Annotated in this window: 18 protein-coding genes and 1 pseudogene; 8 read left to right on the top strand and 11 right to left on the bottom strand. The window is 63.3% G+C overall.

Annotation, left to right across the window (positions count from 1 at the left end):
- Positions 1–587 precede the first annotated feature (587 nt).
- The 3 genes from smc to NLY44_RS32645 form a co-directional block, all read right to left on the bottom strand.
- Entirely contained in the window at positions 588–4,046 is a 3,459-nt protein-coding gene (gene smc, locus NLY44_RS32655; RefSeq protein ID WP_286456344.1) for a chromosome segregation protein SMC, read from the bottom strand.
- 69 nt (positions 4,047–4,115) lie between these two features.
- Positions 4,116–4,844: a DsbA family protein gene (locus NLY44_RS32650; RefSeq protein WP_023692056.1), complete on the bottom strand. Its 729-nt coding sequence runs from the start codon at positions 4,842–4,844 to the stop codon at positions 4,116–4,118.
- A 167-nt stretch (positions 4,845–5,011) separates the two neighbouring features.
- A complete protein-coding gene (locus NLY44_RS32645; protein ID WP_023687168.1) occupies positions 5,012–5,518 on the bottom strand; it encodes a DUF721 domain-containing protein in 507 nt (168 codons plus the stop codon).
- 50 nt (positions 5,519–5,568) lie between these two features.
- On the opposite strand from NLY44_RS32645, the gene mutY reads away from it, so the two are divergent.
- Both mutY and NLY44_RS32635 read left to right on the top strand, forming a co-directional pair.
- Positions 5,569–6,690: an A/G-specific adenine glycosylase gene (gene mutY, locus NLY44_RS32640; protein ID WP_023692057.1), complete on the top strand. Its 1,122-nt coding sequence runs from the start codon at positions 5,569–5,571 to the stop codon at positions 6,688–6,690.
- A 22-nt stretch (positions 6,691–6,712) separates the two neighbouring features.
- Positions 6,713–7,324: an HAD family hydrolase gene (locus NLY44_RS32635; RefSeq protein WP_023806722.1), complete on the top strand. Its 612-nt coding sequence runs from the start codon at positions 6,713–6,715 to the stop codon at positions 7,322–7,324.
- A gap of 48 nt (positions 7,325–7,372) precedes the next feature.
- On the opposite strand, the gene NLY44_RS32630 is transcribed toward NLY44_RS32635, so the two are convergent.
- Positions 7,373–8,506: a site-specific DNA-methyltransferase gene (locus NLY44_RS32630; protein WP_023716124.1), complete on the bottom strand. Its 1,134-nt coding sequence runs from the start codon at positions 8,504–8,506 to the stop codon at positions 7,373–7,375.
- A gap of 131 nt (positions 8,507–8,637) precedes the next feature.
- On the opposite strand from NLY44_RS32630, the gene NLY44_RS32625 reads away from it, so the two are divergent.
- Both NLY44_RS32625 and NLY44_RS32620 read left to right on the top strand, forming a co-directional pair.
- Complete coding sequence (locus NLY44_RS32625) at positions 8,638–9,243, top strand: HAD hydrolase-like protein (protein WP_502882059.1); 606 nt, start codon at positions 8,638–8,640, stop codon at positions 9,241–9,243.
- Positions 9,141–9,380 (top strand): HAD family hydrolase, encoded by a 240-nt coding sequence (locus tag NLY44_RS32620; protein ID WP_286457898.1) that lies wholly within the window; start codon positions 9,141–9,143, stop codon positions 9,378–9,380. The genes NLY44_RS32625 and NLY44_RS32620 overlap by 103 nt, the downstream gene beginning before the upstream one ends.
- Positions 9,381–9,385: 5 nt before the next feature.
- Here the strand turns inward: NLY44_RS32620 and NLY44_RS32615 are convergent, their stop codons facing one another.
- From NLY44_RS32615 to NLY44_RS32585, 7 genes and pseudogenes are all read right to left on the bottom strand, one after another.
- The gene (locus NLY44_RS32615) at positions 9,386–9,817 is read right to left on the bottom strand and encodes a DUF1801 domain-containing protein (RefSeq protein ID WP_023806724.1); all 432 of its coding nucleotides are present in this window, start codon (positions 9,815–9,817) and stop codon (positions 9,386–9,388) included.
- Positions 9,818–9,830: 13 nt separating this feature from the next.
- On the bottom strand, positions 9,831–10,289 hold the full coding sequence (locus tag NLY44_RS32610) for a DUF1801 domain-containing protein (RefSeq protein ID WP_023806725.1): 459 nt from the start codon (positions 10,287–10,289) through the stop codon (positions 9,831–9,833).
- Positions 10,290–10,292: 3 nt separating this feature from the next.
- Entirely contained in the window at positions 10,293–10,514 is a 222-nt protein-coding gene (locus tag NLY44_RS32605; protein WP_023668396.1) for a hypothetical protein, read from the bottom strand.
- 25 nt (positions 10,515–10,539) lie between these two features.
- Positions 10,540–10,932, bottom strand: a complete 393-nt coding sequence (locus tag NLY44_RS32600) for a VOC family protein (RefSeq protein ID WP_023806726.1) — start codon at positions 10,930–10,932, stop codon at positions 10,540–10,542.
- A gap of 57 nt (positions 10,933–10,989) precedes the next feature.
- The gene (locus NLY44_RS32595) at positions 10,990–11,415 is read right to left on the bottom strand and encodes an SRPBCC family protein (RefSeq protein ID WP_023806727.1); all 426 of its coding nucleotides are present in this window, start codon (positions 11,413–11,415) and stop codon (positions 10,990–10,992) included.
- Positions 11,412–11,734, bottom strand: a pseudogene (locus NLY44_RS32590) (ArsR/SmtB family transcription factor). Before NLY44_RS32590 ends, NLY44_RS32595 begins: the two are co-directional and overlap by 4 nt.
- A gap of 199 nt (positions 11,735–11,933) precedes the next feature.
- Positions 11,934–12,665 carry a hypothetical protein gene (locus NLY44_RS32585; protein WP_023702000.1) on the bottom strand — a complete coding sequence of 244 codons (732 nt, stop codon included), beginning with the start codon at positions 12,663–12,665 and terminating at the stop codon, positions 11,934–11,936.
- Between the two features lie 128 nt (positions 12,666–12,793).
- Between NLY44_RS32585 and thrC the strand changes: the two genes are divergently transcribed.
- From thrC to NLY44_RS32565, 4 genes are read left to right on the top strand one after another with little or no spacing between them, the layout of a single operon-like run.
- Positions 12,794–14,191, top strand: coding sequence for a threonine synthase (gene thrC / locus NLY44_RS32580; protein ID WP_031356241.1), 1,398 nt, complete (start codon positions 12,794–12,796; stop codon positions 14,189–14,191).
- A 14-nt stretch (positions 14,192–14,205) separates the two neighbouring features.
- Complete coding sequence (locus NLY44_RS32575) at positions 14,206–15,498, top strand: M16 family metallopeptidase (protein WP_023668402.1); 1,293 nt, start codon at positions 14,206–14,208, stop codon at positions 15,496–15,498.
- A gap of 14 nt (positions 15,499–15,512) precedes the next feature.
- Complete coding sequence (locus NLY44_RS32570; protein WP_023668403.1) at positions 15,513–16,109, top strand: GNAT family N-acetyltransferase; 597 nt, start codon at positions 15,513–15,515, stop codon at positions 16,107–16,109.
- Positions 16,110–16,112: 3 nt separating this feature from the next.
- A complete protein-coding gene (locus NLY44_RS32565; RefSeq protein WP_023727477.1) occupies positions 16,113–19,001 on the top strand; it encodes an EAL domain-containing protein in 2,889 nt (962 codons plus the stop codon).
- Positions 19,002–19,018: the final 17 nt, after the last annotated feature.

Here is a 19,018-nt window from a genome sequence, read left to right as displayed (position 1 = left end):
ATCGGGTGCCCGCTAACCTCTCAGGAATGGCGGGCACCCGATTGACCACCGATGAAGGGACTCATGCTCGGCAGCCCGGTTCCAATGTATCGGGAGGGCATAGGTTGCCCGCCTTCAGGCCTATGGCTCCGACGTCAGGACTTCAGTCATACCCTGTTCGGACCTTGGTCTGGCAATCGACGAAGCGATGGCCGCCATTTTGTTTCGACGCCGAAAATGCGGGAACATTAGTAGGCTCTTACGAGTTCACTCCCAGCAACTAGTTCGGGAGAGATACGGTGAACAACATAATCTGGCTCATCGGGGCAGTCGTTATCGTGATTGCGATACTGAGCTTCCTGGGCTTCCGATAAACGTGGCAGCTGAATTGCGGTCGGAGCCTATTGCCATCTGCGCCTTGTAGGCATCGCTTTCGCGTTGGCCGGGCGCTTTGCATGTGGGCTTTGGCGTTCGCTCTCAGGTGGCGCTTAAATTCCTTCTCTTCGAACCTTACAGAATGCGCGTCGCAAGCAGGTCGCAAGGCCGACGGTCCTGTTGCAACAGTCGGATCGACGCCATCGCCGACGAAATCAACAAAGCATGCTGCGTCAGCTCGCCTCGCGCATCGCCTCGGCAGCCTGCAGATCGACCGACACCAGCTGGCTGACGCCCTGCTCGGCCATGGTAACGCCGAACAGGCGGTTCATGCGCGCCATCGTGATCGGGTTGTGGGTGATGATGACGAAGCGCGTCTCGGTGGTCGCGGCCATTTCGTCCATAAGGTTGCAGAAGCGTTCGACATTGTGATCGTCGAGCGGCGCGTCGACTTCGTCGAGCACGCAGATCGGCGCCGGATTGGTCAGGAACACGGCAAAGATCAGCGACATCGCCGTCAGTGCCTGCTCGCCGCCGGACAGCAGCGTCATGGTCTGCGGCTTCTTGCCGGGCGGACGGGCAAGGATTTCGAGACCGGCTTCCAGCGGGTCGTCGGATTCGATCAGCTGCAGTTCGGCCGTGCCGCCACCGAACAGATGCGAGAACAGCCGCTGGAAATGGCCGTTGACCACCTCGAAAGCGGCAAGCAGCCGTTCGCGGCCTTCGCGGTTCAGGCTCTGGATCGCTTGCCTGAGCTTGCGGATCGCCTCGATGATGTCCTCGCGCTCGGAAACGATGGCCTCCAGCCGGTCCGACAATTCCTTCTGCTCTTCCTCGGCGCGCAAATTGACGGCGCCGAGCCGCTCGCGCTCAACCTTCAGCCGGTCGAGCTGGCGCTCGATGTCGCCCATTTCGGGCATCGGGCTGCCGGCTTCCAGGCCAGTATGGCGAATGACCAGATGCGGCGGCGTGTTCAGCGTTTCCTGGATGCGCGCCTCGACCTCGAGCCGGCGCTCATCGGCGGCGGTCAAACGCTCTTCGGCGCGGACGCGGGTTTCGCGGGAATCGGCCAGCGACTGGATCGCCGCGGTGGCGGCCTTGTCCAGCTCGGCCTGCTTGTTCTCGGCCTCCTGCAAGCGGTCGGCGGCCGCCTTGCGCAAGGTCTCTGCCTCGGTCAGCTGCGACAGCAGCGCGCGGCGCCTGGCGTCGATCTCGTCGGGGGCGTCGGCCAGCGTTTCGCGCTCGGCCTCGGCCTCGGCCCTGCGCTCGCCGAGCGAGGCAATCTGCGTCGAGGCGTTTTCGGCCCGCTGCAACCAGTTGCTGCGCTCGGCGCCGATGGCGTCGAGCCGGCGCGTGCGCGCCTCGGCTTCGCGGCGCAGGCCTTCATGGACGGCGCGCGCGTCGGCCAAGGTTGCGCGGTCCCTGCCGACATTGGCGGCGGATTGTTCAAGCTGCAATTGCAGGTCGCCGAGATCGGGGGCGTCCTGCAGCAGCATTTCGGCCTCGGCGAAGGCGGCGGCCGTTTCTTCATGGCTGTCGACGATTCGTGCGCGCGCCTCGTCCAGGGCGGCGCGGCGGCTTGCCAGCTCGCCACCGGCCTTTTCGGCCTCGGCCAGCGCGCTGCGGGCGGCGTCCAGGCCGTGCTGGGCATCGCGCCCGGCCTGGCGGGCATTGCGTTCGGCCTCACTCGCCTGGCGGAGTGCATGTTCGGCCTGGGCAAGGGCAGCCTCTGCCTCGCGCATGATCTGCGTCGCCTGCACCGCCTCGGCATCGAGCTCGGCCAGCCGGTTCTTCTGCGCCAGCCTTTGCGCGGCCGCGGTCGGTGCATCGGCGCTGGCGGTCAGCCCGTCCCAGCGCCACAGCGCGCCGTCACGGCTGACCAGCCGCTGGCCGGGGGCAAGCAGCGTCTGCAGGCGTTTGCCGTCGGCGGCATCGACGATGCCGATCTGCGCCAACCGGCGGGCAAGCTGCGAAGGCGCGCGCACCACGCTGGCGAGGCTCTTGAGGCCTTCCGGCAAGGCCGCATCGCCTGGTTGAACCTGGCTTTCGCCCCAGTGCACCGGCGCGCTGCGGTCGAGCGGCACGTCGAGATCCTCGCCAAGCGCAGCACCAAGGGCCGTCTCATAGCCGCGTTCGACGCTGAGTTGCTCCAGCACCGACGGGAAAAGATCGCCGCTGGCGGCATTGAGGATCTTGGCCAGCGTGCGGGCTTCGGTCTCGATGCCGGCGAGTTCGGCCCTGGCATCCTGCAGCGGCGGACGGGCGGCACTCTCGGTGGCGCGCGCCTCGGCGACCGCCTGTTCGGCAGCAATGGCGCCGGCCTCGGCCTCCTCCAACCGGGCGAGCGCGTCCTCGACCAGAGCGCGCTTCTCGGCGGGATCGGGCAAGCCCGCAACCTTCGACATAATCTCGGACAATTCGCGGTCGACATCGGCCAGATGGCGGGCAAAACGGTCGCGGCGTTCGGCGTTTTCGCGCAGCGTGCGCTCGATCTGATTGCGCGAGGCGGCAGCCTCGGCGCGTTCGGCGGTTAGCGTGGCGAGCTTTGCTTCGCTTGTGACAAGCGTTGCGCCGGCCTGCTCGAAAGCGGCGCGCGTGGTGGCTTCGCGTTCGGCGGCACCGGCATTTTCGGAGTTGAGTGTCGCTTCTTCCTCGCGCAGGCGCTCGAGGATGTCCGCATTGTCGCGCACCATGCGCTCTTCGCGGGCGATGTCGCCGTCGAGCTGCTGCAGCCGGCGCTCGAGTTCGGCCTGGCGGGCGCGGATGCGGCCTGCCTCCTCCTCGATCTGCGCCTTGGCGATCGACAGCCGCTGAAAGGCGGCGGCAGCCGCGGCCTCGGCGTCACGCAGATCCGGCAGCCGGTGGGCGCCGATGCCTTGCTCCCGGGCGGCAGCCATCTGGGCGGCGGCGCGGTCGCCGACCAGAGCTGTGGCAACCGCCAGCGCCGACCGCGCATCGCCCTCCTGGGTTTTGGCCAAAGTCCAGCGCAGATGCAAGAGCGTGGCTTCCGCCTTGCGGATATCGGCCGACAGGTTCTTGAAGCGCGATGCCTGGCGCGACTGGCGCTTAAGGCTTTCGATCTGGCTCTCCAGTTCGCCGACGACATCGTCCAGCCGTTCCAGATTTTGTTCGGCCGCCTTCAGCCGAAGCTCGGCCTCGTGACGGCGCGTGTGCAGGCCGGAAATGCCGGCGGCCTCTTCGAGCAGCGCGCGGCGCGCCTGCGGCTTGGCCTGGATCAGTTCGCCGATGCGGCCCTGTCCGACCATGGAAGGCGAGCGCGCGCCGGTCGACTGGTCGGCGAACAGAAGCTGCACGTCCTTGGCGCGGGCTTCCTTGCCGTTGATGCGGTAGAGCGAGCCGGCTTCGCGCTCGATGCGGCGCGACACTTGCAATTCATCGGCGTCGTTGAAGGCGGCGGGCGCGGTCCGGTCGCTATTGTCGAGGAACAGCGTGACTTCGGCGGTGTTGCGGGCCGGGCGCGTTCCCGAGCCGGAAAAGATCACGTCGTCCATGCCGGACGCGCGCATGTTCTTGTACGAGCTTTCGCCCATCACCCAGCGCATCGCCTCGACAAGGTTCGACTTGCCGCAGCCATTCGGCCCGACAATGCCGGTCAGGCCGCGTTCGATGACGAACTCGCCGGGTTCGACGAAGGATTTGAAGCCGAGCAGGCGAAGGCGCGAAAACTTCATTCGCGCCTGCCTGGAAGGCACAAAGGTGCGCTGACGCCGAAGCGCAGTTGCTCCGGCGCCGCCTGGACGTCAGAGCAGAGGGTCGATGATGGCCGATATTTCCTCAATCGACATCGCACCTTTGTAGGTTTTCCCGTTGATGAAGAAGGTCGGTGTCGAGTCGACCTTGAATTCATCGGCGCCGCGCTTCTGGACCGATCTCACATCGTCCAGAAGTTTCTGGTCCGTCAAGCAGGCCTCGAAGGACTCCTGTGTAAAACCGGCGAGCTTGGAGATCTGCAGCAGCGCATCCTTGGTATTGTTGACGCCGACCCAGTTGGCCTGCTGCTTGAACAGCACGTCGACCATTGGGAAATAATTGTCCTTCGAACAGCGCGCCAGCATGAAACCGGCTTCGGCGCTCGGATCGAACGGGAATTCGCGCAGGATGTAACGCGCCTTGCCGGTGTCGATGTATTTGGTCTTCAACTCAGGGAAGGTGGTCGCGGCGAAATGCGCACAATGCGGGCAGGTCATCGAGGCATATTCGACGATGGTGACCTTGGCGTCATCCTTGCCGAGTTGCTTGTCGGGCAAAGCGCCGGGCTTCAGCAGTTCGGCCATGTCGACATTGCCGGAAGACTCCGGGACCTTGACGGCGGCCGGAGTGGCAGGCGTCGAAGCAGGCGCGGGAGCCGCAGGCTTCACATCCGCTGCTTTGGCATCCTCGCCTGAATCGCTGCATGCGGCGAGCATAGCCACTGCCGGAATGACGGCCAGCGAAGACAGGAGGTTTCTGCGGGACAAGCTACGGTTCATGCGAATCACCTGACTGTGGTTTGATTTTGCAACGCAAAGGCTAGAAAAGGCGAGAGTTGGCGGGAATTAAGGCATCGCCGTCCCCATTCCAATCGCCAAACTCTACATGCAGGATCACGAATGCGCGAGATAGATGACGCGTTCATGAGCGACTGATTACCGGTTGATTACCTTGGCCGCTTCCTTTGGCCAAGAATTGTGGCGCCAAGACGCTCCAGCGAGGCGCGCAAGCCTTCATCCTCGATCTTGCCGACGGTATCGGACAATTTGGCCTTTTCGACAGAAGTCAGTGCTCTCGGCGTCGGTTTCGGCCGGGCTTTGTCCCTCAGCACCGGCTTTTGCACGATCCGGATCCTGCCGATCGCGTTGAAGCCGAGAAACGCATTGACGCGGTTGATGATCTCGCCGGTCTCGTGCTGTAGGTGCAGCGCGGCCATGCCCTCGCAGGCGATGACCAGCACCGCCGGCTCGAACGGATCGTCCTCATGCATGCGGCGCGGCCACTGGATTTTTTCGGGGCGCGAATGGCCGGCGAGCCTGGGGCCGGCGATCTCTTCCCATGACTGCACCAGCCCGATCGAAATGCCGGCCCGCTTGCGCAGCACGGGGTCGAGGATCGCGGTCGCGAGATCGCTCACCGGAACGGGATTGCCGTAAGGCGTTCTCCCTGCCATGTACGTTCTCCAGCCACGCTCCTCACCAGCCTAGAGCCAGCCCGCGATCAATGGCACTGCACGAACAGACCCGCAAGGCCGCATCCGGACCAACTCTATCGGGAGAGATCGCCGCGCGTCTGCTTGCCTGGTACGACGCGCACCATCGCGAACTGCCGTGGCGGATCACGCCGCACGCCGCGGCCGGCGGTGCACGGCCGGACCCCTATCGCATCTGGCTTTCGGAAGTGATGCTGCAGCAGACCACGGTCGAAGCGGTAAAATCCTATTTTCGCGCCTTTGTCGAGAAATGGCCTGATGTGAAGGCGCTGGCGGCTGCGCCGGCCGAGGATGTGATGAAGGCCTGGGCCGGGCTCGGCTATTATTCACGGGCGCGCAACCTCAAGGCCTGCGCCGATCTGGTTGCGAGCCAGGGCGGCCGTTTTCCCGACAACGAAACGGGATTGAGGGAATTGCCGGGGATCGGCGCCTATACGGCGGCGGCGATCGCGGCGATCGCCTTCGACCGTCCGGCGGCGGTCGTCGACGGCAATGTCGAACGTGTCATCTCGCGGCTCTATTCGATCGCAACGCCGCTCAGCGAGGCAAAGCCTGAAATCCGCGCGCTCGTCGAAAGACTGGTTCCGCAGACAAGGCCGGGCGACTTCGCCCAGGCAATGATGGACCTTGGCGCCACGATCTGCACGCCAAGACGGCCGCGCTGCATGCTGTGCCCGGTGCGCGAGGATTGCAGCGCCATCCTGTCCGGCGACCCCGAGCGCTTTCCGGTCCGCCTGCCCAAGGTCGACAAACCACTCAGGCGGGGTGCCGCCTTCGTCGCCGAGCGCGGCGACGGCGCCATCCTGTTGCGCAAGCGGCCTGACAAGGGCCTGCTCGGCGGCATGACCGAGGTGCCGACCACAGGTTGGACAGCGCGGATCGACGGTGCAACCACTTCGGAGGCAGCGCCCTTCCCTGCCGACTGGCGGCGCGCTGGAGAGATCGCGCATGTCTTCACCCATTTCGCGCTCGAGCTCGAAGTCTTTCACGCTCAAGTGAAAAGTGATGCGCCGGAAGGGCATTTCTGGTCGCTGGCCCATGACATTTCCGGAGAAGCGCTGCCGACGGTCATGAAAAAGGTCATCGAAGCAGCGATACCGGGCGCAACCAAAAAACACCGCCCGATTGACTAGCATTCGCTTTGAAAGGCCAGAAATGACTGAAATCCGCCATATCGTGTTCGACATCGGCCGCGTCTTGCTCCACTACGATCCGAACATTCCGTTCAGCCGCCTCATTCCCGATGCCGAAGAGCGCAAGTGGTTCTTCGACAATGTCTGCACGCATGACTGGAACATCGAGCAGGACCGTGGCCGGACGTGGGAAGAGGCGGAAGCGCTGCTGATCGCGGATTACCCGGATCATGCTGAAAACATTCGCAATTTCCGACGCTATTGGAACGACATGGTGCCGCATGCCTATGAGGACAGCGTCGCCATCATGCTCGGCCTGATCGAGAGCGGCCACGACGTGACCATGCTGACGAACTTCGCCGCCGACACACTTGCCGAGGCACGACTGCGCTTCGATTTCCTTAGCCGCCCGCGCGGCGTGACCGTGTCGGCCGATATCCGTGAGATCAAGCCCGACCGCGCCATCTACGACCATCACGTCGCCGCGTTCGGTCTCGAACCGTCAGCCACGCTGTTCATCGACGACAGCCCCAGAAATGTCGATGGCGCCAGGGTGGCCGGCTGGAATGCTGTGCTGTTCACAGATGCAAAAACGCTCAAGGCGGACCTTGAGCGGTATGGCATCGCGGTATGAGCCGCGCAGAGGCCGGAAGGTAGCGCTCTACGACTTTACACCCTGAGATCAAGCCCCTGCCCGCTCCATGCCGAGCCTGGCGATGCGGCGCAGTTCGTCGATCGGGGTCAGGCCGCCCGAGCGCTCATAGTGCCAGAAGGTCCAGCCGTTGCAGGCGTCCAGGCCCTGCACTTCGGCGCCGATCTTGTGGATCGAGCCGGCGCTGTCGCCGATCGCGACCGTGCCGTCGGCGCGTACCTTGGCCGACCAGCGCTTCTTGGCGTCATAGAGCGTGGCGCCGGGCTGCATCAGACCGGTATCGATCAGGCTGACGAAGGCGACGCGCGGCTCGGCGCGCTTGCCGGTGAGCACGGTGAGATCGGCGCTTTCCAGCGGCCGCACGGCATCGATGCGCTCGTTGGCGGCGTCGATATAGACCTGTTCGCGCTCGATGCCGACGAAGTGACGGCCGAGCCGCTTGGCCACGGCGCCGGTGGTGCCGGAGCCGAAGAATGGGTCGAGCACGATGTCGCCCGGCTTGGTCGAAGCCATCATGATGCGGGCGAGCAGCGCTTCCGGCTTCTGCGTCGGATGCAGCTTGTCGCCATTGTCGTTCTTCAGCCGCTCGCCACCGGTGCAGATCGGGAACAGCCAGTCGGAGCGCATCTGGATGTCGTCGTTCGACGCCTTCATGGCTTCGTAATTGAAGGTATAGCCCTTGCCCTTCTGGTCGCGCGAGGCCCAGATCATGGTCTCATGCGCGTTCTGGAAGCGGCGGCCGCGGAAGTTCGGCATCGGATTGGTCTTGCGCCAGACGACATCGTTGAGGATCCAGAAGCCGAGATCCTGCATCTTGGCGCCGACGCGGAAGATGTTGTGATAGGAGCCGATGACCCAGATGGTGCCATTCGGCTTCAGCACGCGGCGTGCCGCCAGGAGCCAGGCGCGGGTGAAGGCGTCATAGGCCTCGAAACTCTCGAACTGGTCCCAGTCATCGTCGACGGCGTCGACCTTGGACTGGTCGGGCCGGTGCAAATCGCCGTCGAGCTGCAGATTGTAAGGCGGATCGGCGAAGATGACGTCGATGGATTTTTCCGGCAGCCGGTCAAGTGCTGCGACGCAGTCGCCCTTGAGGATCGTGTCCAGCCACTCTGATTGCTGAGGGGCGTGGGAGAGGTCGGCGAGAAGACGCACGGCAGACATTTTTACACCCAAGGCATGCGTTACTGTTTACTTCCCGTTATGGTTACCGATCAGCGTAAATATTCGGTGAAGGACGCAACGGTCCAGGCAGCCCTGACGTCGTCAATTTGCGCAGCCCGGCCCGTTGGTGTATGTCGCGCCGCTTGAGCCTTGCCGGGCCTCCATCACCCTCCCTCGTTCGGATTGCCATGCCCCAGCCAGACCTTGTCATCTTCGATTGCGACGGCGTGCTCGTCGATTCCGAAATCATCGCAGCCCGCGTCGAGGCCGAATTGCTGACCTTGGCCGGATATGAAATCTCGGCTGAGGAATACGCCGAAACCTATGCCGGACTGACCTTCAAGGACATCATGATGCGGGTCGAGCAAAAATCCGCCATCCCGTTCCAGGCCTCGATGATCGACCGGGCCGAAGAGCTGGTCGACCGCAAACTGCGCAGCGACGTGCGCGCCATTGACGGCGTGCGCGAGGCAGTCGCGGCGGTGACCACGCCGCGCTGCATCTGCTCGAACTCACGCTCCGAGCGGATCGAATTCATGCTGGAGAAGGTTGGCCTGTTGCCGTTCTTCGCCGGTCGGATTTTTCAGCGCTGGAGACACCAAGCAAGAAAACCAAGCCCGCCCCTGACGTTTTCCTGCTCGCAGCGGAGAAACTCAACGCCGATCCGGCAAACACATTCGTCATCGAGGATTCGGTGCACGGCGTTTCCGGAGCCAGGGCCGCCGGCATGCGCGTGATCGGCTTCACCGGCGCCGCGCACAGCTATCCCGGCCATGCCGATGTGCTGACTGAAGCCGGCGCCGAAACCGTCATCCGCCGCTGGGCCGAACTGAAAAGTGTGATTGCCGCTCTGTCGGAGTGGTCGGACGCCTGAACCGATCAGTCCTTGGCTTTGGCCGATTTGGCCGGTTTCTTCTTTGCCCTGTTGTAGGCAATCGCGGCACGGACGAGCGCTTTCAGCGCATCCGCATCGATCTCGTCGCCCTCCGACACATCGATGGCGCGCCACACCTTGCCGTTGAGCCCGTTGTTGAACAGCCTGTTGGGATCCGGCAGGCTGGCGCCGTGAGAAAAGGTCAGCTTCACCTTGTCCTTGTGAGCGTTGCCGACGGCGATCATGCCGTCGCGTGACCATACCGGGCTGCCCATCCACTTCCACTCCTCGATGATTTCCGGGTCGGCGTCGAGGATGGTCTTGCGCAGGCTGGCCAACGTCTTGCCCCGCCAATCGTCCAGCTCCCGGATTCGGGCATCTATCCGCTCGGAGGCAGAGGCGCCTCCCTCGTCCTTGCTCGACATGCTGATCTTCATGGTCTGCCTCCGTTCACATCTTCTCGCCGGGCAATCGGCTGGCCTGCTTCACCCAGGAGGCGAAGCGGGCTTCGTCGATCTCTTCGCCTTCATGGATGTCGAGATAGCGCACTTCGTTTTGCCTGGAACAGCCGGGAGGCACAGGATCGAGCGACGTGCCGCGAAAGAAGGCGACTTTGACGTATCTGGTGAAGCAATGCAGGCTGAGGAACCAACCCTCGCCCTCGATGCCATAGAACGGTGAGTTCCACTTCACCGCCTTGTAGACGCCGGGGACGGCACTGACGATAAGTGCGTCGATCCGGCGCCCGACATCGCTTTTCCAGCCCGGCATGGCAGCAATATATGCCTGCACCGGAGCGTCCCCATAGGCCTTCGGGATCTGCGGGTTGCCGCCCGAAAGCAGGACCGGCTTTTCCGGCTTGTCTGGGGCCGGTTTTGCGACCTTCGATTTTCCCGGCGCCTTGGCCATGTCCTACCCTTGCGCGCCCTGCTCGCCACGCGATCTCGCGACGTAAGGCAGCACGAACATATAGAGGCCGCTGAACAGCAGCAGGAATAGCGGCAGCAGCGGCGAATAGACCACCCAGGCCGGAGGTTGCCCGAACGCCATGGTGATGAAATTGGCTGCCACGGTCAGCGTGAAGATGATCGACAGCCAACGATGGGTTTGACGTATCCATTTGCTCAAGTTCATTGCAACTTCCTCTTGAAACCAGCGCCTACCAACGCGCCAGTTGGGTGATCTGGATGAGATTGCCGCAGCTGTCGTTGAGCTGGGCGATGGTCGAGCCGGTCACTTCTGTCGGCGCCATGGCGAACGCACCGCCGCGTCCCTTGATGCGCTCGTAATCACTCTTGACGTCGTCGGTGAACAGCATGAGCGCGGGCTGCCCCTGCTTGAAGATGGCCTGCTGGTAGGCCTTGGCGGCCGGGTTGTCGTTGAGCGCCAGCTGTAGCTCGGCTCCCTCGGGCTCATCGGGTGAGATGACGGTCAGCCAACGAAAAGGCCCATTGCTGAAGTCGGCCTTCACGGCAAAGCCCAGCACGTCGGTGTAGAAGCGCAGTGCGTTGTCCTGGTTGTCCACATAGACGCTGGTCAGCTTGATCTTCATCGATTTCCTCCTTTTTGCATTCGGTGCCCCGCGATCAGGACATGGTACCGGCAGGCTTCAATCCGGCTTCGCCAGGACCTGCTCCAGCTTGGTGAGGAATTGCTGCCACCCGGCCCTGGCGCCGCCATAGGCCTGCTTCTGGCTCGGATGGAAGCCCGACTGCTCGACGCGCAGATGGGTTCCCGAGCTCGTGGGTGTGAGCGTGAACGTCACCACGCTGTTCAGATTGTAGGCGGCATCCTCATGCGCAAAATCCCAGCTGTAGGACAGCGTCCTGTTTTGCTCGATGGCCAGCACCTCGCAATCGAGCACGCCGCCCCACTCGCCGCGAAGATTGAAGCTGTGGCCGACGACAGGCTTGAAATCGTTCTTCATGAGCCATTCCTCCATCAGATGCGGCTGCGTCAACGCGCGCCAGATCTTCTCCGCCGGCCAGGATATTTCACGTTCGACGACGACGGTGCGCAGCTCGGGATTGCTCACTGGTCCATCCTTTTCAGCAGGTTCTCGAGGTCATCGAAGCGGCCCTCCCAGAATCCTGTCATTTGAACTGTCCAGTCGGTCAGCGGACCAAGTGCCGCGGGCTGGGCGCTGTAGTGGGTCTGGCGTCCGGCGTGGCGATCACGCACCAGCCCGGCCAGCTTCAGGACGCCGAGATGCTTCGACACCGCCGGTTGCGAAACCCCGGACTCCGCCGTCAGGGCCCCACGGTCTGCTCACCCTGGCGGCAAAGGCGCTCGAAGATGGACCGCCGGGTCGGGTCGGCAAGCGTTCTGAACAAAGTATCGTGGGCGTCTGGCATAGGATCGATAACCTGCGAGCTATTGATCGACGTATAACTGCCGAGATATGAATGAGTCAAGTGCGCTGGTGGAATGGATCGAGATTAAAGCGCAGACGCGACCTGCCCGCAGGCGCACACCTGCAGGATTACGATGGGGTCGTTTGGATCTTTCAAAGAGTTAACCGGCACCGTCGCAGCAGCGACGGCGCCCAGGCGCTTAGTTGGTCGCGGGAGCGCGCTTCTTTTTCTTGCCGGACTTCTTGTCCGCCGCCGCCGGCGCGGTGTCGTCATAGCCGGCATAGACAGTGTAATCCCGGGCGGAGGGTTCGGGCACGACGACGTTGGAATCGGTGAACACGAACTGGGTGGCTGTCGAGGGATCGCTGACCTGGATCTGATAGGGGTGAATTTGCGAATAAAGCACGTCGGGGCCGTGCATGACGGCAATGCGGATCGGCATGGTGATGGTGCCGGGGGCGAACAGCGGTCCCGGCACGATCTTGCCGGCAACCCCAACCTTCATCGTCAACTGGCCGTTGGCACGGCTGCAATCGCGGCTCACATCGCTGATCGAGGCCTGGTAGATGATCTTGGCCGGATCCTTGTTCGGATCGACGATGGAGCCGTCAGGCGCCGTCTGCGCGGCGGCAGCGGCCTCGGCATCCTGTGCCGCATCAGCCTTTTTCTTTTTCGGCTGCGGCGCGCCCTTGGCGTAGGTATTGAAGTATGCGGTGCCGTCACGCACCGTCACTTTCGGGCAGTAGGCCTGCAACTGGCTGGCGAGAACCTTGGGATCCTGAGGCGGTATTGGCGCATTCGGGTCGGTCTTCTTGCCGAAACCGAGATTGAGGATGCCATTGTCGCTCGATTGGCAACCGGCGGCGGCAAGCATAAAGCCGGTTAGCGCCAGACCCGCGACAAAGCGACGGTTGAACTTATGAAACGCCATGAAACTGCACTTCCCTCTCGCAAAGTTGGTGACGTATAGCAACGCCACGGCAAAAATGCGACTGAGGCGGCTCGGAAAATTAACCAATTGCCGTGGATGAAACCGGCGGCAGCAATGGACCTTTGACGATGCGCTATGTGAGTACCCGCGGGGATGCGCCCGTGCTTGGATTTGCCGATGCGGTGCTGGCGGGGCTGGCGCGCGACGGCGGGCTTTATGTGCCGCAGACATGGCCGCAGTTTTCGGCAGCCGAGGTCCGCGCCATGCGCGGCCTGCCCTATGCGGACCTCGCCATCCGCGTGCTGACGCCCTTCCTCGGCGGCGAGATCGCCGCACCCGTCTTCGACCGCCTGGTGCGAGAAGCCTATGCCACCTTCCGCCACCGGGCCGTCTGCCCGCTGGTGCAGACCGACGCCAACACGTTCATCCTCGAGCTCTTCCACGGTCCGACGCTGGCCTTCAAGGACGTTGCCATGCAGCTGCTTGCCCGGCTGATGGACCATGTACTGACTGAGCGCGGCCAGCGCGCCACCATCGTCGGCGCGACCTCGGGTGACACTGGCGGCGCGGCCATCGATGCCTTCGCCGGCCGCGACCGAACTGACATTTTCGTGATGTTCCCGCATGGCCGCGTCTCGCCGGTGCAGCAGCGGCAGATGACGACATCGACTGCCGCCAACGTCCAGGCGCTGGCGATCGAAGGCAATTTCGACGATTGCCAGGGCCTGCTGAAGGATATGTTCAACGATCATCGTTTTCGTGATCGCGTGTCGCTGTCGGGCGTCAATTCGATCAACTGGGCCCGCATCATGGCCCAGATCGTCTATTATTTTTCCTCGGCGCTTTCGCTCGGCGCGCCGGACAGGCCGGTCTCCTTTACCGTGCCGACCGGCAATTTCGGCGATATTTTCGCCGGTTACGCCGCCAAGAAGATGGGCCTGCCGATCGAGCGGCTGATCGTCGCCACCAACGACAACGACATATTGGCGCGCACTTTCGCGACCGGTGAATACCGCACCAAGGGTGTGTTTGCGACGACGTCGCCATCGATGGACATCCAGGTATCGTCGAACTTCGAGCGACTGCTGTTCGAGGCCTGCGACCGTAACGCAGAGACGGTGCGGCGTTACATGGCCGGCCTCAAGCAATCCGGCGCCTTCACCATCGAAACCGCAGAAATCGACCGGATGCGGTCCGAATTCGACGCCGGACGCGCTGATATGGACGAGGTTGCCGCCACCATCCGTTCAACGCTCGAATCCAGCAATTATCTGCTCGATCCGCACACGGCCGCGGCCGTGCATGTCGCCGCCGGCAAGGCTGACGGTGCAGTGCCGATGGTGGTGCTGGGCACGGCGCACCCGGCCAAGTTCCCGGCCGCGGTCGAAGCCGCCTGCGGCGTGTCACCGGCCCTGCCCGCATGGCTGGGGTCCTTGATGTCAGCCGACGAAAAGTACACGGTACTTCCATCCGACCTGAAAATGGTGGAAGATTACGTGAGCCGCCACTCAAGGGCAGCGCGTTAGGGAGTACTTGCCATATGGGTGTTGAGGTAAGCCGTCTGTCGAACGGCCTGACAGTCGCCACCGAAACCCTTCCAAGCCTCGAATCCGTTGCCCTTGGCGCCTGGGTCAAGTCCGGCGCCCGCAATGAGCGTGACGACGAGCACGGAATGGCCCATCTGCTCGAGCATATGGCCTTCAAGGGTACGAAAAGGCGGACGGCCTTCGAGATCGCCTCGGAAATCGAGGATGTCGGCGGCGAGATCAATGCCGCCACATCAGTCGAGACGACGTCCTATTACGCCAGGGTGCTGTCCGACGATGTGCCGCTGGCGGTGGATATCCTTGCCGATATCCTGCAGGAGTCCGAATTCGACCCAGAGGAACTGGAGCGCGAGCAGCATGTGATCCTGCAGGAGATCGGCGCCGCGCACGACACACCCGACGACATCGTCTTCGACCGTTTCACCGAGACCGCCTTCCGCCACCAGACGATCGGCCGCTCGATCCTCGGCACGCCGGAAACCGTCAAATCCTTCACCTCCAAACAGCTGCATGATTTCATCGAGCGCCAATATGGCGCCGAGAAGATGGTGATCGTCGCGGCCGGCGACATCAAGCATGACAATTTCGTGCGCGAGGTCGAAAAGCAGCTCGGCGGTTTCCGCAGCAAGTCCGACAGCACGATGCCGCAATATGCGCAGTATGTCGGCGGCGATTTCCGCGAGGATCGCGACCTGATGGACGCGCAGATCGTGCTCGGCTTCGAAGGCCGAGCCTATCATGTGCGCGATTTCTACGCTTCGCAGGTGCTGTCGATGATCCTCGGCGGCGGCATGTCGTCCCGGCTGTTCCAGGAGGTCCGCGAAAAGCGTGGCCTGTGCTATTCGGTCTATGCCTTCCACTGGGGTTTTTCCGATACCGGCATCTTCGGCGTTCATGCCGCGACCGGGCAGAGCGACATTGCCGAACTGGTGCCGGTCATTATCGACGAGCTGCAGAAGGCCGGCGAGAATATCCTTCAGGAAGAGCTCGACCGCGCCCGCGCGCAATACCGCGCCGGCCTGATCATGTCGGCTGAAAGCCCGGCCAGCCGCGCCTCGCAGATCGCCAGGCAGTTGCTTCTGTTCGGCCGGCCGATCGCCAAGGAGGAGTTGATGGAACGGCTGTCGGCGCTGACCGTCGAGCGGCTGACCGACCTTTCGTCCCGGCTGTTTTCGACCAAGCCGACGCTGACCGCGGTTGGACCGGTGGGTACGCTCGCGCCCTATGAGGCGATTCTCGATTCGCTTGCGGGCACGCACACCACGGCCCGCAAGCTCGCCGTCTAAGCCTTCAAGCGCCGGTGTTCGCGCTCCCTTTCTTTCGCCGTGACCTGCCGGCACTGAAAGGTGACCGGGTCATGCTGCGCGTGCCCTACACCAACGACTATCGCGAATGGTCGGCGGTGCGCGGCGAAAGCCGTGCCTTCCTCGAACCGTGGGAGCCGCGCTGGACTCCCGATGAACTCGACCGCACCGCCTGGCGGCTGCGCATCGGCCGCTACCGCGAAGACTATGCGCAGGGAACAGCCATCGCCTTCTTCATCTTCGAGAAGGCGAGCGGCAAGCTTGCCGGCGGCATTACGCTCGGCAATATCCGCCACGGCGTCTCGCAAAGCGGCCATGTCGGGTACTGGATCGGGGAGCGGTTTGGCGGCCGCGGCCTGATGACCGACGCGGTCAAGGTGGTCTGCCGCTTCGCCTTCGATACGCTGAGGTTGCACCGGATCGAAGCTGCCTGTATTCCCGACAATGTCCGGTCGATCCGCGTGCTTGAAAAAGCCGGATTCCGGCGCGAAGGACTTCTGCGATCCTACCTCAGGATCAACGGCATCTGGCAGGACCACTACCTCTACGCTCGGATCGCGGACGATCCACCGGGCGCTGGAACGAAGGACTGATTTTTGACGAATTTCCTGCGAAACGGGTCGCTGTTGGCCTTTGTTCTGGCGGCTGTCGTCACGCTTTGCGCGGCGCTACCGGCCTTCGCCGTCGAACCGATCAAGATTGCCCGCGACGATGTCGCGCTCGACCTGTCGCGCGCCGTCCAGATCTACGTCAATCAGGGCGAAAACTTCCAGGTGTCGACCGCGCCCGGTCCCGACGGCATCGTGCGGCGCATCGAGGTCGAGGCCAATGACGCGCGCTCGAGCGGCGACTGGGCGGTGTTCGCGCTCGCCAACACCACCGACCAGCAGCTCGACCGGCTGATCGTGGCGCCGCATTTCCGGCTGGTGAATTCCGGCATCTTCTGGCCCGATCTCGGCGCCACCCGCATCGCCGCGATCACCCCCAGCGAGGGATTCGCGCTCGACCGCCAGTCAAGCTCCGACGCCGACGTGTTCCGGGTGACGCTGAACCCGGGAACGGTGATCACCTTCATCGCCGAACTCGCCTCGCCGAAGCTGCCGCAGGTCTATCTATGGGAGCCGGAAGCCTACAAGGACTCGGTCAATTCCTATACGCTGTTCCGCGGCATCGTCATCGGCATCGCCGGGCTGCTGGCGCTCTTCCTGACCATCCTTTTCGTCGTCAAGGGAACCTCGATGTTTCCGGCGACAGCCGCACTTGCGTGGGCGGTACTTGCCTATATCTGCGTCGATTTCGGCTTTCTAAACAAGATCATAGAGATATCGCCCGGCAACGAGCAGATGTGGCGAGCGGGAACCGAGGTGGCGCTTGCGGCGACCTTCGTGGTGTTCCTGTTCGCCTATCTCAACCTCAACCGATGGCACGGCCATTTCAGCTATGGCGCGCTGGTCTGGATTCTCGGCCTGGTGCTGATCGCGGGTGTGGCCATCATCGATCCGGCCGTCGCCGCCGGTATTGCCCGGCTGTCCTTCGCCGCCACCGCGCTGACCGGGCTCGGCCTGATCATCCTGCTGGGTCTTCGTGGTTACGACCGTGCGATCATGCTGGTGCCCAGTTGGGTGATGGTGCTGCTATGGCTGTGCGGGTCGTGGATGGCGATCACCGGCATGCTCGACAACGACATCGCCCAGCCGGCATTGGGCGGCGGGCTGATCCTGATCATCCTTTTGATCGGCTTCACCGTCATGCAGCATGCCTTTGCCGGCGGCGCGCTGCATCAGGGCCTGTTCTCCGATCTCGAGCGCCAGGCGCTGGCCGTGGCCGGCTCCGGCGACACGGTGTGGGACTGGGACGTGCTGCGCGACCGCGTCGTCACCAAGCCCGACGTCAGCATCCAGCTTGGCCTGGCGCCCAACAGCCTGGGGGGTGCGGCCCGCAACTGGCTGCCGGTGCTGCATGCCGACGACCGCGACACGTTCCGCACCACCCTCGACGTGGTGCTCGAACATCGGCGCGGCCGGGTCTCGCAGAATTTCCGCCTGCGCGGCGCCGACGGGCACTACCACTGGTTCTTGCTTCGGGCGCGGCCGGTGATCGGCTCGGATGGCGAAGTGATTCGCTGCGTCGGCACCATGGTCGACGTTACCGAGCAGAAAAAGTCCGAGGAAAGGCTGCTGCACGATGCCGTTCACGACAATCTGACCGGCCTGCCCAACCGCGAACTTCTGATGAACCGGCTGGAAGCCATCATCTCGATCGCGCGCACCGAAGAGAAGGTGCGCCCCACCGTCTTCGTCATCGACATCGACCGTTTCAAGCAGGTCAATGACGGGCTTGGCATCTCGGCCGGCGACACCATCCTGCTCACCATTGCGCGCCGCTTGCACCGGCTGTTGAAACCTAAGGATTCGCTGTCGCGCTTTGCCGGTGACCAGTTCGCCCTGATGCTGCTCTCCGAACAGGAACCCTCCCGCATCGCGGCGGTGGCAGACGCCATCAAGCACGCCATCAACAACCCGATCACCTTCGCCAAGCGCGAGATCGTGCTGACTGCCTCGATCGGCCTGATCACCTGGACCTCGGCGCAGACTTCGGCAGAAGACATGGTCAAGGACGCCGAGCTTGCCATGCACCAGGCCAAGCGCTTCGGCGGCGACAGGATCGAGCCGTTCCGGCCGGCCTTCCGCACCGTCGGCACCGACCGGCTGCAATTCGAATCCGATCTGCGCCGCGCCATCGAGCGGCGTGAGTTCACCCTTGCCTACCAGCCGATCGTACGGCTGGAGGACGGCAGCATTGCCGGCTTCGAGGCGCTGCTGCGTTGGGACCATCCGCGCCGCGGCATGATCCCGCCGGGCGATTTCATCCCGGTCGCCGAAAGCTGTGGCCTGATCGTGCAGCTTGGGCTGTTTGCCATGCAGCAGGCGGCCGAAGACCTCGCCGGTTGGCAAAAGCAGATCGGCGACACGCCGCTGTCGGTGTCGGTCAATCTGTCCAGTCGCCAGCTGATCCGCCGCGACCTGGTCAGCGATGTCCGCTCGGTCATCGCCCGCGCCAATCTGAAGCCGCGCTGCTTCCGGCTCGAACTTACCGAATCGCTGGTCATGGACAATCCAGAGCAGACCTCGCATGTGCTGACCAAGCTCAAGCAGCTCGGCATCGGCCTGTCGCTGGACGATTTCGGCACCGGCTATTCCTCGCTCGCCTATCTGACCCGCTTCCCCTTCGACACCATCAAGATCGACAAGAGCTTCGTCGACGACGCGACGCCGAAGCGGGCGGTGCTGCTCAAATCCATGGTCAACATGGCGCATGAACTCGGCCTGTCGGTGGTGGCCGAGGGCATTTCCGACGAAAGCGATGCGCTGGAATTGCGCCAGATGGGCTGCGAATATGTGCAAAGCTTCATGTTCGGCGCGCCGATGCCAGGCGACCAGGTGCTGAAGGCGTTGAAAGAACAGTACCCGATGACGCAGGCGTGATGGGTGAGGCATGCGTC

Origin of the sequence: Mesorhizobium sp. C089B, assembly GCF_030323125.1 — a bacterium.
Classification (GTDB): domain Bacteria; phylum Pseudomonadota; class Alphaproteobacteria; order Rhizobiales; family Rhizobiaceae; genus Mesorhizobium.
This window is presented reverse-complemented; position numbering and strand designations above follow the sequence as displayed.